13 protein-coding genes and 1 riboswitch are annotated in these 15,175 nt (G+C 66.3%); of the genes, 3 read left to right on the forward strand and 10 right to left on the reverse strand.

From position 1 onward, the window contains the following. From V6M37_RS06675 to V6M37_RS06720, 10 genes are all read right to left on the reverse strand, one after another. Window positions 1-1,820: translation initiation factor IF-2 (locus V6M37_RS06675; protein ID WP_332671758.1), on the reverse strand; the 1,820-nt coding region annotated here is incomplete at its 3' end. A gap of 13 nt (window positions 1,821-1,833) precedes the next feature. After that, entirely contained in the window at window positions 1,834-3,309 is a 1,476-nt protein-coding gene (gene nusA, locus V6M37_RS06680) for a transcription termination factor NusA (protein ID WP_332671759.1), read from the reverse strand. Between the two features lie 26 nt (window positions 3,310-3,335). After that, complete coding sequence (gene rimP / locus V6M37_RS06685) at window positions 3,336-3,764, reverse strand: ribosome maturation factor RimP (protein ID WP_332671760.1); 429 nt, start codon at window positions 3,762-3,764, stop codon at window positions 3,336-3,338. A 279-nt stretch (window positions 3,765-4,043) separates the two neighbouring features. Further along, on the reverse strand, window positions 4,044-5,066 hold the full coding sequence (gene rluB, locus V6M37_RS06690; protein ID WP_332671762.1) for a 23S rRNA pseudouridine(2605) synthase RluB: 1,023 nt from the start codon (window positions 5,064-5,066) through the stop codon (window positions 4,044-4,046). Next, window positions 5,008-5,601 carry an SMC-Scp complex subunit ScpB gene (gene scpB / locus V6M37_RS06695; RefSeq protein ID WP_332671763.1) on the reverse strand — a complete coding sequence of 198 codons (594 nt, stop codon included), beginning with the start codon at window positions 5,599-5,601 and terminating at the stop codon, window positions 5,008-5,010. Before scpB ends, rluB begins: the two co-directional genes overlap by 59 nt. Beyond that, complete coding sequence (locus V6M37_RS06700; RefSeq protein WP_332671764.1) at window positions 5,582-6,412, reverse strand: segregation and condensation protein A; 831 nt, start codon at window positions 6,410-6,412, stop codon at window positions 5,582-5,584. Before V6M37_RS06700 ends, scpB begins: the two co-directional genes overlap by 20 nt. Before the next feature lie 90 nt (window positions 6,413-6,502). Then, window positions 6,503-7,705: a tryptophan--tRNA ligase gene (locus V6M37_RS06705; RefSeq protein WP_332671766.1), complete on the reverse strand. Its 1,203-nt coding sequence runs from the start codon at window positions 7,703-7,705 to the stop codon at window positions 6,503-6,505. A gap of 9 nt (window positions 7,706-7,714) precedes the next feature. Beyond that, window positions 7,715-8,374, reverse strand: a complete 660-nt coding sequence (locus V6M37_RS06710; RefSeq protein WP_332671767.1) for a site-2 protease family protein — start codon at window positions 8,372-8,374, stop codon at window positions 7,715-7,717. 217 nt (window positions 8,375-8,591) lie between these two features. Beyond that, window positions 8,592-9,221 carry an L-threonylcarbamoyladenylate synthase gene (locus V6M37_RS06715; RefSeq protein ID WP_332671768.1) on the reverse strand — a complete coding sequence of 210 codons (630 nt, stop codon included), beginning with the start codon at window positions 9,219-9,221 and terminating at the stop codon, window positions 8,592-8,594. A 40-nt stretch (window positions 9,222-9,261) separates the two neighbouring features. After that, on the reverse strand, window positions 9,262-10,092 hold the full coding sequence (locus tag V6M37_RS06720) for a 3',5'-nucleoside bisphosphate phosphatase (RefSeq protein ID WP_332671770.1): 831 nt from the start codon (window positions 10,090-10,092) through the stop codon (window positions 9,262-9,264). Window positions 10,093-10,213: 121 nt separating this feature from the next. After that, window positions 10,214-10,300, forward strand: a riboswitch (glycine riboswitch). Between the two features lie 193 nt (window positions 10,301-10,493). Between V6M37_RS06720 and gcvT the strand changes: the two genes are divergently transcribed. From gcvT to gcvP, 3 genes are all read left to right on the forward strand, one after another. Further along, window positions 10,494-11,576, forward strand: a complete 1,083-nt coding sequence (gcvT, locus tag V6M37_RS06725) for a glycine cleavage system aminomethyltransferase GcvT (protein ID WP_332671771.1) — start codon at window positions 10,494-10,496, stop codon at window positions 11,574-11,576. A gap of 148 nt (window positions 11,577-11,724) precedes the next feature. After that, the gene (gene gcvH / locus V6M37_RS06730) at window positions 11,725-12,111 is read left to right on the forward strand and encodes a glycine cleavage system protein GcvH (RefSeq protein ID WP_332671772.1); all 387 of its coding nucleotides are present in this window, start codon (window positions 11,725-11,727) and stop codon (window positions 12,109-12,111) included. 67 nt (window positions 12,112-12,178) lie between these two features. Further along, on the forward strand, window positions 12,179-15,097 hold the full coding sequence (gene gcvP / locus V6M37_RS06735; RefSeq protein ID WP_332671773.1) for an aminomethyl-transferring glycine dehydrogenase: 2,919 nt from the start codon (window positions 12,179-12,181) through the stop codon (window positions 15,095-15,097). Window positions 15,098-15,175 lie beyond the last annotated feature (78 nt).

Consider the following 15,175-nt stretch of genomic DNA (forward strand, 5'->3'; position numbering starts at 1 on the left):
AGTTCCAGCACCTCCGCCTGCAGCAGCACGGCTTCGAGCAGTTCGTCGATGCCAACGCCGGTTTTCGCCGAAACGTTGATGAACATCACGTCACCGCCATATTCCTCTGGCAGCACGCCCTCGGCGACGAGTTCCTGCTTGACGCGGTCCGGATTCGCCTCGTGCTTGTCGATCTTGTTGACGGCGACGACCAGCGGGACGTTCGCCGCCTTCGCGTGGTGAATCGCTTCCCGCGTCTGCGGCATCACGCCGTCGTCAGCCGCGACGACCAGGATCACGAGGTCTGTTGCTTTTGCGCCGCGCGCCCGCATCGCGGTGAACGCTTCGTGGCCCGGCGTATCGAGGAAGGTCACCATTCCGCGCGCCGTCTCGACGTGGTACGCGCCGATATGCTGGGTAATGCCGCCGGCTTCGCCCGACGCGACCTTCGCGCGCCGGATGTAGTCGAGCAGCGACGTCTTCCCGTGGTCGACGTGGCCCATGACGGTGACGACGGGCGCGCGCGGTTCGACGTGCGCGTCGTGCACCTCCTCGCTTTCGAGGAAGGCGTCCGGCTCGTCGAGCTTCGCGGCGAAGGCCTTGTGTCCCATCTCCTCGACGAGAATCATCGCGGTTTCCTGGTCGAGGACCTGGTTGATCGTCACCATCGAACCCATCTTCATCAGGTTCTTGATGACTTCAGCGGCCTTGACCGACATCTTGTGCGCGAGATCGGCAACGGAAATCGTCTCAGGGACGTGGACTTCGCGGACGACCGGCTCCGTCGGAGCCTGGAACGCCCGGTGCTCGTCCTGCTGTCCCCGGCCCTGCCGGCCGCCGGCACCGCGCGCGCCGCGCCACGAACCGGTCGCGCCGACTTCGCCGCGGGTCTTTAGGCCGCGCCGTTTCGCGCTGTCGCCCGCAGCGTCGCTACGCGCGCCGCGTTTCGCGTCCTTGCCGGCCTTCTCGTCGGTCTTCGCTGGACGGTGCAGGGTTCCGCTCGGCGCCTTCGGCGCTTCCTTCGGATGCGGTTTCGCGGCTTCGGCACGTTTTTCGGCTTCGGCCCGCTGACGCGCTTCCTCCTCGGCCTTGCGAGCTTCCGCGGCCGCGCGGGCGCCAGCCTCACGCTCCTGCTTGGCCTTCAGGTCCGCCATCTGCCTCGCGCGCAGTTCTTCATGCCGCCGCGCTTCGCGTTCGCGTGCCGCACGCTCCTCGTCGCTCAAAATGGAAACACGAAGCGGCGTTTTCGGCGCAGCGGTGGCGCCGGCCGGACCTTCCGCCTTCGCCGCGACTTCGGCAGGTTCTTGCGCCGGTTCGGGCTGGGCTTCGGGCTCGGGAGCGGGTTCCGGCTCGCGAACCGGTTCCGGTTCCGGCTCGGGTTCGATCACCGGTTCGGGCTCGTGCGGGAATTCGGCGACCGTTTCGGGCGCCGCCTCCGCTGCGAACTCGGTCGCGGCAACCTCGGGTTCCTCGGCGCTGACCTGCGAGATCGCAACCGCCTCTTCTTCGACGGGTGGCTGCTCGACGACCGCGGTTTCGAGCTCGTCACGCTTCACGAAGACGCGCTTCTTGCGAACTTCGACCTGGACGGTGCGGGCGCGACCGGACGAATCCGTCGAACGGATTTCGGACGTCTGCTTGCGGGTAAGGGTGATCTTGCCCTTGGGCTGGTTTTCGCCATGCGAGCGGCGCAGATATTCGAGCAGCCTCGCCTTGTCCTGTTCGGACAGCAGTTGGTCGGCACCGGTCTTCTGGACGCCTGCCTTCTGCAACTGCTCGAGCAGTACCGCGGCCGGCATCTTAAGTTCGCCGGCAAACTGGGTTACGCTCATCTGTTCCATCAATGCCCTCCCATCATTCTTCGAACCAGTGCGCCCGCGCGACCGAAATCAGCGCACTCGCCCGTTCTTGTTCGATCCCCGCAATCTCGACCAGCTCATCCACCGCCAGATCCGCAAGATCGTCCCGAGTGCGGACGCCGTGCTCGGCCAGCTTCGCGGCGAGCGGCTTGTCCATGCCTTCGAGGTTGATCAGATCGTCGGAAACGCTTTCGAGATGCTCCTCGGTGACGATGGCTTCGGTCAGCAGCACATTGCGCGCGCGGTTGCGCAGCTCGTTCACCGTTTCCTCGTCGAACGCCTCGATCTCGAGCATCTCGGCAAGCGGAACGTAGGCGATCTCCTCGAGCGAGGAGAACCCCTCGTCGATCAGGATGTCGGCCAGTTCATCGTCGACGTCGAGTTTCTCCATGAACAGGCTGCGCAGCCCCTCCCGCTCCTGCCCCGTTTTCTGCGCCGACTCTTCCTCGCTCATGAGATTGATCGTCCAGCCCGTGAGTTCGGACGCCAGCTTGACGTTCTGCCCGTTACGACCGATCGCAATCGCGAGGTTGTTCTCGTCGACGACGACATCCATGCCGTGACTTTCCTCGTCGACGACGATCGAGACCACTTCGGCCGGCTGCAGCGCCGCAATCACGAACTGCGCGGGGTCGCTCGACCACACGATGATGTCGATCTGCTCGCCGGCGATCTCGTTCCGGACCGCGGTCACGCGCGAACCTCGAAGACCGACGCAGGTCCCGATCGGATCGATCCGCGAATCGTTCGACTGGACGGCGATCTTCGCGCGCAGCCCGGGGTCACGGGCGCAGGCCTTGATCTCGAGCAGCCCATCTTCGATCTCGGGCACTTCCAGTTCGAACAGCTTGCCGAGGAAGTCGGGCGCGGTACGCGACAGGATCAGCTGCGGGCCACGGGCGCCGCGATCGATGCGCAGCAGGAACGCCTTCACGCGATCGCCGACACGCAGGTTTTCGCGCGGAATCATCTGGTCGCGCGGGATCACCGCTTCGAGCCGACCCACTTCGATAATCGCATTGCCGCGCTCCATCCGCTTGATCGAGCCGGAAACGAGATGCTCTTTACGCTCGAGGAAGTCGTTCAGGACCTGTTCGCGCTCCGCGTCGCGAATCCGCTGCAGGATGACCTGCTTGGCCGCCTGCGCGCCGATGCGGCCGAAATCGATCGGCTCGAGCGGCTCCTCGATGTAGTCGCCGAGCTGGATTCCGGTATTCACTTCCCGCGCGTCGATGATTCCCATCTCGGCTTCGTCGTTGACGACCTCCTCGTCGGGCATCACGAGCCAGCGGCGGAACGATTCGTAGTCGCCGGTCTCGCGATCGATCGTTACGCGCACGTCGGCTTCGTCGTTGATGCGCTTCTTCGTCGCGGAGGCAAGCGCCGTCTCCAGGGCACCGAAAACGATGTCCTTGGCCACATTCTTTTCGCGCGCCAGCGCATCCACAAGCAGCAATATTTCGCGGCTCATTAATCAAAACCTCCACATCCGAAAGCTCAAAACTTGGGTACCAGGCGTGCCTTCTCGATCTCGTCGAAGGGAAAGGCGACCTCGCCTTTCTCGGTGCGCAGCCGCACCTGCCCCTCGACCACTCCCTCGAGCACGCCGGCAAAATTCCGTTGATTGCCGATCGGCATGTGCAACCGCACCTGCACGTCACTTCCGGTGAAACGTTCGAAATCCGACAGCTTCTTCAGCGGCCGATCCAGTCCGGGAGACGAGACTTCGAGGCGGTCGTAATCGACGTTTTCGACCTCGAAAACGCGGGTCAGCTGGTTGCTGACGGTCGCGCAGTCATCCACCGTGACACCCCGCTCGATGTCGATGAACACGCGCATCAGCCTCCCCTTCGGGGATGTCTCGAAATCGACCAACTCGAAGCCGAGCCCGCTGACGACCTGCTCGACCAGACCTTCGACGTTCATTTTCACGCCCACAAATAAAAAATGGGCATAACGCCCATCCCTGTTGATTCCAACCGAAACTGGAGGACGTCGGAATCTGTCCTGCCAAAGCCTTGAAATTATAACTGGTCGCCAGATAACAGGCAATTGACCATCGAGAGTTGTGTTGGCGATTGGGAGTAGAACGACGCCCGCCGCAGCGAGCCGGTATGCAGGCTCGTCCGCGACGAGAACGATCGACGGCGCCCGGGCGGGGCCGGGCTTCCCGAACGGGCCGCCCGAGAGCCTAAAAAGATGCGCTCACTTGCCCGGATTACGCTCGCGCGGCGTCGTGCGGTGAACGCGGACTTTCCGCTCCCGCTCGCCCGGACGCGACGCCTGCCCCTGCGGTTTCGGCAACCCGGCCAGTTCGCATACCTCGGCTTCCGGCATCTCCATCCACATGCCGCGCTTCAGGCGCGAAGGAAGGCTGACCGGTCCGTAGCGCACCCGCATCAGACGGCTGACGGTGAGGCCGACTGCTTCGAACATTCGCCGCACCTCGCGGTTCCGCCCCTCCAACAGCGTGACTTTGTACCAGTGATTGACCCCTTCGCCGCCCTGGTCGGACAGCGTCGTGAAACGCGCGAGACCGTCCTCGAGCTGGACCCCCGCCTTGAGCGACTCGACCTGCTCGTCCGTGAGCTGTCCGAGCAGGCGCACCGCATATTCACGCTCCAGTTCGTAGCGCGGATGCATCAGGCGGTTGGCTACTGTGCCGTCGTTCGTGAACAACAGCAGGCCCGACGTGTTGAAGTCGAGTCGCCCGACGGCGATCCAGCGGCCCTTGCGCAGGATCGGAAGCCGCTCGAACACGGTCGGCCGGCCTTCGGGATCTTCGCGCGAGACGATTTCGCCTTCGGGCTTGTGGTACATCAGCACGCGGGGCGAGCGCGCCGCGGATCGCAACTGGACGAGCTTTCCGTTGCACTTGACCCGGTCGCCCGGGCCGACTTTCTGGCCGAGGACCGCGGGCTCGCCGTTGACCGAAATCCGCCCCGCGACGATCCACTCCTCGATCTCGCGGCGCGACCCGATGCCCGCCTGCGCGAGCACTTTCTGCAGGCGCTCGGGCTCGGCGAGCTCCGCTCCAGGTGCGGATGCGCGGGCTCCCGGCGCCGCGACCGGCGCCCTTGCCGGGCGAGCGAGACCGCCACGGCCGCCGGCTTCGCCGAACGCCGCCTCCCCGCGCAGCGTCGGACGCTCCGACCGCTGCCCGGCGGGTTCAGTTTTCTTCTTCGTTGGCGGCCGCAGCGGGCGCTTCGATTTCTTTGGTGTCGACAAGATCCATGATCCTTTCTATTTCGGTTAGCGCCGGCAATTCGGTCAGGGTGCGCAGGCCCAAGTCGTCGAGAAAGCGCCGCGTCGTCGCGAAGAGCGCGGGCCGGCCCGGCGTGTCGCGATGACCGACGATATCGACCCAGCCCCGCGATTCGAGCGTTTTCAGTACGTTCGGCGACACCGCGACGCCGCGGATGTCCTCGATGTCGCCGCGAGTGACGGGTTGCCTATAGGCGATGATCGCCAGTGTTTCGAGAACCGCGCGCGAATATTTCGGCGGCCTTTCCTGCTTCAGGCGATCGAGGAAGACCTGGTACTCCGGCCTCGTCTGGAAGCGCCACCCGGACGCCAGTTGCACCAGTTCGACGCCGCGCCCGCCCCAGTCGCCGCGCAACTCGTCGAGCATGCGGCGGATGAAGTCGCCGCCCGGGTCGTTCTCGAAGAGCTGCCGCAAGTCGGCGACGGCGAGCGGCGCGGATGCCGCCAGCAAGGCGGCTTCGACGACCCGCTTGAAGTCCTCAGGCGTCGTCGGTTGCATCGGCGAGCTTCACGTAGATCGGTGCGAAGGGTTCGTTCTGCGCGACCTGCACGAGCTTTTCCTTCACGAGTTCGAGTACCGCGAGAAAACCGACGACGAGCGACGCCGGCCCGGCCGACGCCTCGAGCAGCGTCTCGAACGCGACGAACGTCCCGTCGGCGAGCTTTCTCAGGATCGCGGTCATGTGCTCGCGCACCGACAGCTCTTCGCGCTTCACCTGGTGGTGCTGGGTGAGACGGGCCTTCTTCATCATTTTGAGCCAGGCGAACTGGAGGTCGTGCAGCGTCACGTCAGGTTGCCGCTCGACGACCTTCTCGGCGACGAAGACGCTCACCCATTCGTAATCGCGTTCGGCTCGCGGCAGCACATCCATCCGTGCGGCCGCCATCTTCATTTGTTCGTACTCGAGCAGCCGACGCACGAGCTCCGCGCGGGGGTCGCCGTTCTCGTCGTCGCCTTCGCGCGGCGGGCGCGGCAGCAGCATCCGCGACTTGATCTCCAGCAGCGTCGCCGCCATCAGCAGGTAGTCCGCGGCAAGTTCGAGATTGTGCCGGCGCATCGCCTCGACATAGACGAGATATTGCGCGGTGAGCGGCGCCATCGGAATGTCGAGGACGTTGAGGTTCGACTTGCGGATCAGGTACAGCAGCAGGTCCAACGGCCCCTCGAACGCTTCGAGAAACACCTCCAGCGCATCCGGCGGAATGTAGAGATCCTTCGGCAGTTCGAGCAGCGGCTCGCCGTACAGGCGCGCGACGGCCTCGCTCTGGGCGAGCGATTCTTCAGGGGCGAGTGCGAGCGGAAGATTCATCGCAGAGACAGCGCGAACACGGCCGACGTTCGTAGCACCGAGGCGGCCGGGACCGGCACGCCCCGCGCTGCGACGACGGGTCGGGACGGTTCAGGAGTACGACAGTCCCATTGCCTCGCGCACATCGCGCATCGTCTCCTCCGCCAGCTCGCTCGCCCGCTCGCAGCCCTCGGCCATGATCCGGCGCAGCAGCGACGGGTCCTCGACGTAGGGTTGCGCGCGCTCGCGCATCTCGGCCTGCTCCTTCAGCACCGCGTCGATCACTGGCTGCTTGCATTCGAGACAGCCGATGCCGGCGCTGCGGCAGCCTTCCTGGACCCACGCGCGCACGCCGTCGTCGGAGTAGATCAGGTGGAACTGCCACACCGGGCACTTGTCCGGGTCGCCCGGATCGGTGCGCCGCACGCGCGCTGGGTCAGTCTGCATCGTGCGGATCTTTTTCGTGATCGAATCGGCGCCCTCGCGCAGGTAGATCGTGTTGCCGTAGCTCTTCGACATCTTCTGCCCGTCGAGGCCCGGCATCCGCGCCGCCTCGGTCAGCAGCGCGCCGGGCTCGACGAGAATCATCTTGCCGGTCCCTTCGAGATAGCCGTGCAGCCGCTCGCGATCGACGTGCCCGAGGCTCTTCGCGTCATCGATCAGCAGCTTCCCCTGGTCGCGCGCGGCGGCGTCGCCGTCCTGCTGGAAGCGCGTGCGCAGCTCGTCGAACAGCCGTGCGTCCTTGCCGCCGAGCTTCTTCATCGCCTCCTTCGCCTTGTCCTCGAAGCCGGGTTCGCGGCCATAGAGGTGATTGAAGCGGCGCGCGGCCTCGCGGGTGAATTCGACGTGCGGAAGCTGGTCCTCGCCGACGGGCACCTTGTCCGCGCGGTACAGCAGGATGTCGGCGGACATCAGCAGCGGATAACCGAGGAAGCCGTACGTGGAGAGATCCTTGTGCGCGAGCTTTTCCTGCTGGTCCTTGTACGTCGGCACGCGCTCGAGCCACCCGAGCGGGCAAAACATCGACATCAGCAGGTGCAGCTCGGCGTGCGCCGGCACCCGCGACTGGATGAAGAACGTCGCCTTCTGCGGGTCGACGCCGGCGGCCAGCCAGTCGACGAGCATGTCCCAGACGCTCTCGGCGATGACCTGCGGGCTGTCGTAGGCAGTCGTCAGCGCGTGCCAGTCGGCGACGAAGAACAGGCAGGGATACTCTTCCTGCAGCCTCACCCAGTTCTTGAGGACGCCGTGATAGTGGCCGAGGTGGAGACGCCCGGTCGGGCGCATACCGGAAAGAACACGTTCTGCGTACATGGTCGCTGATCAGAATCCAAGAAGGGTCGCGAGAAGAACACGGAAGACGGCCATCATCGGCCACAGGAGTTCCCCGAGGATGCCGGTGAAGAGCAGCACGAGAAGAATCGGGAAGCCGTAGGGCTCGAGGCGCGCGAACTTCCACGCAAGCCGGTGCGGCAGCAGGCTCACCGCGATCCGCCCGCCATCGAGCGGCGGGATCGGCAGCAGGTTCAGCAGCATGAGCACCGCGTTGATCTGCATGCCGGCGTCGGCCATTTTCATCATCGGGATGGTGTAGGCGCCGCCCGGGTTGCTCGCGGCGATCTTGAACAGCACGCCCCACGCCACCGCCATGAGGAGGTTCATGAAGGGTCCCGCCGCGGCGACCCACAGCATGTCGGCCTTCGGGTTGCGCAGCCGGCCGAAGTCCACCGGCACCGGCTTCGCCCAGCCGAACAGGACCCCTGCCCCGCCGAAAAGCGTGCTCAGCGTCAGGATCGCGCCGGGGACGAGGATCGTGCCGACCGGGTCGATGTGCTTGAACGGATTGAGCGTGATCCTGCCGGCCTGATGCGCTGTCGGATCGCCGAAGTGGCGCGCGACATAGCCGTGCGCCGCCTCGTGCAGCGTGATGGCAAGCAGCACCGGCAGCGCCCAGATGGCGATTGTCGAGATCAGCGATTCCATGAGGTCACGGCGTAAAACGGCGCATTCTAGCAGAGCGGACGCGGGCGCCCCGCCACTGCCTGCAGCGGCCCGGTCGGCATAGGCCGCAATGACCGCCGGCCGGCGGAAGAGCGCCGAAGAACGGCACCCTGCAGCCGGGATCGACAGGAACAACGGTCACGGAGACATGACCGCATTTTGCGAACGCTGGCAGCCGAGGCCGCCCCCGCGCCCGGCGCTATTTCTCGAGTCCGAACGGGGCGAGGTCGCCCCGTCCCGCGCGCACGAGCGAAGGGGTGCCCGACGTCAAATCGATCACCGAGGTCGCTTCCGGCCCGCAGTAACCGGCCTCGATGACGAGCTCGACCTGCTTGCCGATCCGCTCACGGATGTTTTCCGCGTCGGTCAGCGGGTGGTCCTCGCCGGGCAGCAGCAAGGTGGAAGTCAGGATCGGCTCGTCGAGTTCCGCCAGCAGCGCGGCGACGACCGGATGATCGGGCACGCGCAGCCCGATGGTCTTCCGTTTCGGATGCAGCACTCGGCGCGGCAGCTCCCGCGTCCCTTCGAGGATGAAGGTGTAAGGGCCCGGCGTGGTCGCCTTGAGCAGGCGGTACTGGGCGTTGTCGACCCGCGCGAAGGTCCCGATCTCGGACAGGTCGCGGCACATCAGCGTGAAATGGTGGCGCTCGTCGACAGCGCGAAGCCGGCGGATCCGCTGCAGCAGGTCGGCGTCACCGGTCAGCCCGCCGAGCGCATAGGCCGAGTCGGTCGGAAACGCGACGAGACCGCCGCCGCGCATGATCTCTGCGGCCTGTCGGATCAGCCGCGGCTGGGGATGTTCGGGGTGGAGCGAAAAGAACTGGGCCATTTTTTTTCTTGCCTGCTTTTTCCTGGCTGAGCTACACGAATCAAGCGAACCGCGACCACACCGGCAACAGGTCCGGCGGCAGGGGTTCGCAACAACCGAGATCCACCGCGCTTTCGCTCTCGCCATGGAAGTCCGACGCTCGCGACGCGAGCAGTCCGCGCCGCCGCGCGAGACTCGCGAACTTCTGCGCCTCGGCTTGCGAGTGCGCACCCGATACGACCTCCACCGCTTCGCCCCCGCACGCGGCGAACGCGTCGAAGAGCGCGTCGAGGTCGGCGTCCGAGAAGCGGTAGCGTCCCGGATGGGCGATCACGGCGATGCCGCCGGCGTCATGGATCCAGCCCACCGCGTCCTCGAGCCGCGCCCATTCGTGCGCGACGTAGCCCGGCTTGCCTTGCGCGAGGTAGTGACGGAAAACCGTATTCACGTCGGGCATCAGCCCGGTCGCGACCAGATGACGCGCGAAATGGGCGCGGCTGACGAGTTCGGGATTGAGCGCGAAAGTCCGCGCCCCGGCGAGTGCGTCGCGGATGCCGGCCGCTTCGAGCGCTTCGCCGATGCGTTTGGCACGTTCGGCACGACCGCGGCGCACTTGCGCGAGCCCGGCGAGCAACTCCGGGTTTCGATGATCGATACCGAGTCCGACCACATGCACGGTGTCGCCGCGGAACGACACCGAGATCTCGACGCCCGGCACGAGCGTGATGCCGACCTCGCGCGCGACCGCGAGCGCCTCGTCCAGGCCGCTGACCTCGTCATGATCGGTCAACGCGAGGTGTGTCACGCCATTCGCCGCCGCGCGGCGCACGACGTCGGCCGGCGCGAGCCAGCCATCCGAAACGGTGGAGTGGCAATGAAGGTCAGCGTTCATGGGATCGATACCGCAAGATGGGCCCGCATTCTAGGACACGAGGAAGGCCGGGAGGATCCGCGATGGTAACAAACCGGGCGTTCCCGCCGTTGCCACTGGAGGGCCGGCGGTGCTATCGTCCGCCCGTCGCGCGGGAGAGCACTCTCCCAGAGAGTCGCCGAAGGCGTAATCCCCCGGAATCGCTCAGGCAAAAGGACCGCCGACGGAATGAAAATCTGGAGAGCGATGCGGCGCGCGGTGAAATCCTCTGCGGGCTTGGGCATCCACCGAAGGGGCACCCGGCGCATGTCGGAATCTCTCAGGTACAAGGGACAGATGGGGCGGCGCTCGCTTGGACGGGCCTCGCCCCGTCCTGTTTTTCAACCCTTCGCAGCCTGAAAAGCCGTCCCGAGGAGCATCCCGTGTCCAGACAAACCCCTCTCCACGCCGCCCATATCGCCGCCGGCGCCCGCATGGTGGATTTCGCCGGCTGGGACATGCCGGTGAACTATGGTTCGCAGATCGAGGAACATCACGCCGTCCGCCGCGACGCGGGGATGTTCGACGTGTCGCACATGCTGGCGCTCGACCTCGAAGGGCCGGATGCGACGACGTGGCTGCGCGGACTGCTCGCCAACGACATCGCGAAACTGAAGGAGCACGGCAAGGCGCTCTACAGCTGCATGCTGAACCCGGACGGCGGCGTCATCGACGACCTGATCGTCTACTACTTTTCCCCGACGTCGTTCCGCATCGTCGTCAACGCCGGCACAGCCGACAAGGACGTCGCGTGGATGCGCCAGCGGATCGCCGCGACGGCCGCGAACGTCACCCTCGAAGCGCGGCGCGATCTCGCGATGATCGCCGTCCAAGGGCCGAACGCACGCGAAAAGACCTGGGCGGCCCTGCCGCAAGTCCGCGCGGCAAGCGAAAACCTGAAACCGTTCTCGGCCGTCGCCGTCGATGACCTGCTGGTCGCCCGCACCGGCTACACCGGGGAAGACGGCTTCGAGATCGCGCTGCCGGCGAACCGCGCCGAAGCGATCTGGAACGCGCTCCTCGCCGCCGGCGTCGCCCCCTGCGCCCTCGGCGCGCGCGATACGCTGCGCCTCGAAGCCGGGATGAATCTCTACGGGCAGGACATGGACGAGGGCGTCTCGCCGCTCGATGCCGGCCTTGCCTGGACCGTCGATCTCAAGGACGAAGCGCGCGACTTCGTCGGCCGCGCCGCCCTCGTCGCAAAGCCCGCCACCCGCGCCGTGCTCGGCCTGATCCTCGAGGACAAGGGCGTGCTGCGCGCGCACATGCCGGTCTTCACCGCGCACGGCGAGGGCGAAACGACGAGCGGCAGCTTCTCGCCGTCGCTCGAGAAATCGATCGCGTTCGCGCGCCTGCCGCATGGTGTCGAAACCGATGCGACCGTCGAGGTCGACATCCGCGGCCGTCGACTGAAGGCCCGGACGGTCAAGCTGCCGTTCGTGCGCAACGGCAAGGCGCTCGTCTGAGGGTTCGGGTCGGCGGACCACCGACGGCACGTTCTTCGCATCCCCACCGCGCCCCTTCAACACCCACTCACCCTCTCTTTCAACAGCCAAGCTACCTGCCGCCGCCGGGCACGAACCCCTGCGGCTCATCTAACTTCCGGAGTCAAGCATGAGCAACGTCCCAGCCCAGCTGAAATACACCAAGTCCCACGAATGGATCCGCGTCGAAGCCGACGGCACGCTCACGGTCGGCGTCACCGACCACGCCCAGGAAGCCCTCGGCGACGTCGTCTTCCTCGACCTGCCCGAAGCCGGCCGGCGCCTCGCCGCGGGCGAAGCGTGCGCGGTGATCGAGTCGGTCAAGGCGGCCTCGGACATCTACGCACCGGTCGCGGGCGAAGTCCTCGAATCCAACCAGGCGGTGGCCGACGCGCCGGAAAGCGTCAACGCCGACGCGTACTCCGCGTGGCTGTTCAAGCTCAAGCCAGACAACGCGGGGGATGTCTCGGCGCTGCTCGACGCCGAGGGATATCAGGCCGACATCGCCAGCGCCTGACGGCCGATCTCATTTCTCCCCGGACCGGCGACAACGGTCCGGAAAATCCCCGAAGAGCCCACGCCTCATGCCGAACACCGCCCTCCCCTCGCTCCTCACCGCCCCGCTCGCGCAGCTCGAACAGCGCGACGCCTTCATCGCCCGCCACATCGGCCCGACCCCGAACGAGATCGCGACGATGCTCGACGCGGTCGGCGCGCCCGATCTCGACGCGCTGATCGACCAGACGGTGCCGCCGTCGATCCGTCTCGCCGCACCGCTGCCGCTCGAAGGCCCCAAGCCGGAGCACGAAGCGCTGGCCGACCTGCGAGCGATCGCGGCGATGAACGTCGTGAAGAAGTCGCTGATCGGCATGGGCTATTACGGCACGCTGACGCCCTCCGTGATCCTCCGCAACGTCATCGAGAATCCGGGCTGGTACACTGCCTACACGCCCTACCAAGCCGAGATCGCGCAAGGCCGGCTCGAAGCCCTGCTGAACTTCCAGCAGATGGTCATCGATCTGACCGGCCTCGAACTCGCGAACGCATCGCTGCTCGACGAGGCGACCGCGGCGGCCGAGGCGATGACGATGGCGCGGCGCGTCAGCAAGTCGAAGTCGAACGTGTTCTATATCGATGAGGCGTGTTTTCCGCAGACGATCGACGTCGTTCGCACACGCGCCGGTTTCTTCGGCTTCGAGCTGAAGTTCGGCCCGGCCCAAGACGCGGCGGGGCACGACTGTTTCGGGGCGCTGCTGCAGTATCCGAACGCGCGCGGCGAAGTCGTCGAGCTGACCGGCACGGTCGCCGCGCTGAAGGCGAAGGGTGCCGTCGTCGCGGTCGCGTCCGACCTGATGGCGCTGGTGCTGCTGAAGTCGCCCGGCGCAATGGGCGCCGACATCGCGCTCGGTTCGGCGCAGCGCTTCGGGGTGCCGATGGGCTTCGGCGGCCCGCACGCGGCGTTCTTCGCGACGCGCGAAGCGAACGTGCGCGCGATGCCCGGACGGATCATCGGCGTGTCGAAGGACGCGCGCGGCAAGACGGCGCTACGCATGACGCTGCAGACGCGCGAGCAGCACATCCGCCGCGAGAAGGCGAATTCCAACATCTGCACGTCGCAGGTGCTGCTCGCGAACATGGCCGGTTTCTACGCCGTCTATCACGGCCCCGAAGGACTGCGCACGATCGCCGCGCGCATCCACCGCTTGGCGGCGATCCTCGCCGAAGGGCTCCGGAGCGCGGGATTCCGCGTCCTCGCGACTGCGTTCTTCGACACCTTGCAGGTCGAGACCGGCGGGCGGACCGCCGATCTGCTCGCCGCGTGCGATGCGGCCGGCTACAACCTGCGGCACGCAACCGGCACCGTTCTCGGCCTGTCGGTCGATGAGACGACGACCGCCGACGACGTCGCGCGGCTGCTGTCCGTCTTCGGCGCCAGCACCGATCTCGTCGCGCTCGACGCGCGTGTCGCGGACGCCGGCGGCGCGATTCCGCCGGCGCTGCTGCGCGCCGACGCGATCCTCGCGCATCCCGTGTTCAACACGCACCACACCGAACACGAGATGCTGCGCTACCTGAAAAAGCTGCAGAACCGCGACCTCGCGCTCGATCATTCGATGATCTCGCTCGGCTCCTGCACGATGAAGCTCAACGCGACGAGCGAGATGATCCCGATCACCTGGCCCGAGTTCGCGAACCTCCATCCGTTCGCGCCGCGCGAGCAGGCGCAGGGCTATCTCGAGATGATCGACGGACTTGCGGACTACCTGAAGGCCGTGACCGGTTTCCCGGCGATCTCGATGCAGCCGAATTCGGGCGCGCAGGGCGAGTACGCAGGCCTCGTCGCGATCCGTCGCTATCACGACAGCCGCGGCGACACGCACCGCAACGTCTGCCTGATCCCGAAATCGGCCCACGGCACGAACCCGGCGACGGCGCAGATGTGCGGCATGGACGTCATCGTCGTCGGCTGCGACGACAGTGGCAACGTCGAGGTCGCCGACCTCGAGGCGAAGGCCGCGCAATACGCCGACCGGCTCGCGGCGCTGATGATCACCTATCCCTCGACCCACGGCGTGTTCGAGGAAGCGATCCGCGAGATCTGCGCTGCCGTGCATCGCCACGGCGGGCAGGTGTACATGGACGGCGCGAACCTCAACGCGCAGGTAGGGCTGACGTCGCCGGCGACGATCGGCGCCGACGTCAGCCACATGAACCTGCACAAGACTTTCTGCATCCCGCACGGCGGCGGCGGGCCGGGCATGGGCCCGATCGGGCTCGCCGCGCATCTCGCGCCGTTCATGGCCGATCACGTGGTCGCGCCGACCGGGGACGACGAGCGGCCGAACAAGGGACAGGGAGCGGTGAGCGCCGCGCCATTCGGGTCGGCGAGCATTTTGCCGATCTCGTGGATGTATATCGCGATGATGGGCGCCACCGGCCTCAGGCGCGCGACCGAAGTCGCGATCCTCAACGCGAACTACGTCGCGAACCGTCTCGCCCCGCACTACCCGGTGCTCTATACCGGCTCCAGGGGCCGCGTCGCGCACGAGTGCATCCTTGATATCCGCCCGATCAAGGCCGCCACCGGCATCAGCGAAGTCGACATTGCGAAGCGCCTGATGGATTACGGCTTCCACGCGCCGACGATGTCCTTCCCGGTCGCCGGCACGATCATGGTCGAGCCGACCGAGTCGGAGGATCTCGGCGAACTCGACCGCTTCATCGACGCGATGATCTCGATCCGCAACGAAATCCGCGAAGTCGAAACCGGGGCCTGGTCGGCCGACGACAACCCGCTGAAGAACGCGCCGCACACGCAGGCGGACTTCATCGGCGGCGACGACCGGGAATGGAGCCGGCCCTATTCGCGCGAGCTGGCGGCCTTCCCGCTGCCGTGGGTCGCCGAAAACAAGTTCTGGCCCAGCGTCAATCGCATCGACGACGTGTATGGGGATCGCAATCTTTTCTGCGCCTGCGTACCCATGACCGAGTACGCGAGCTAGAATCCCGCCGCTTCATTCGGAAGCCACGCCCCCGGGCGTGGCTTTTTCATATGCATTGGCAAAAGCCCTCCGTCCCCG

Origin of the sequence: Aromatoleum sp., from assembly GCF_036675785.1 — a bacterium.
Classification (GTDB): domain Bacteria; phylum Pseudomonadota; class Gammaproteobacteria; order Burkholderiales; family Rhodocyclaceae; genus Aromatoleum.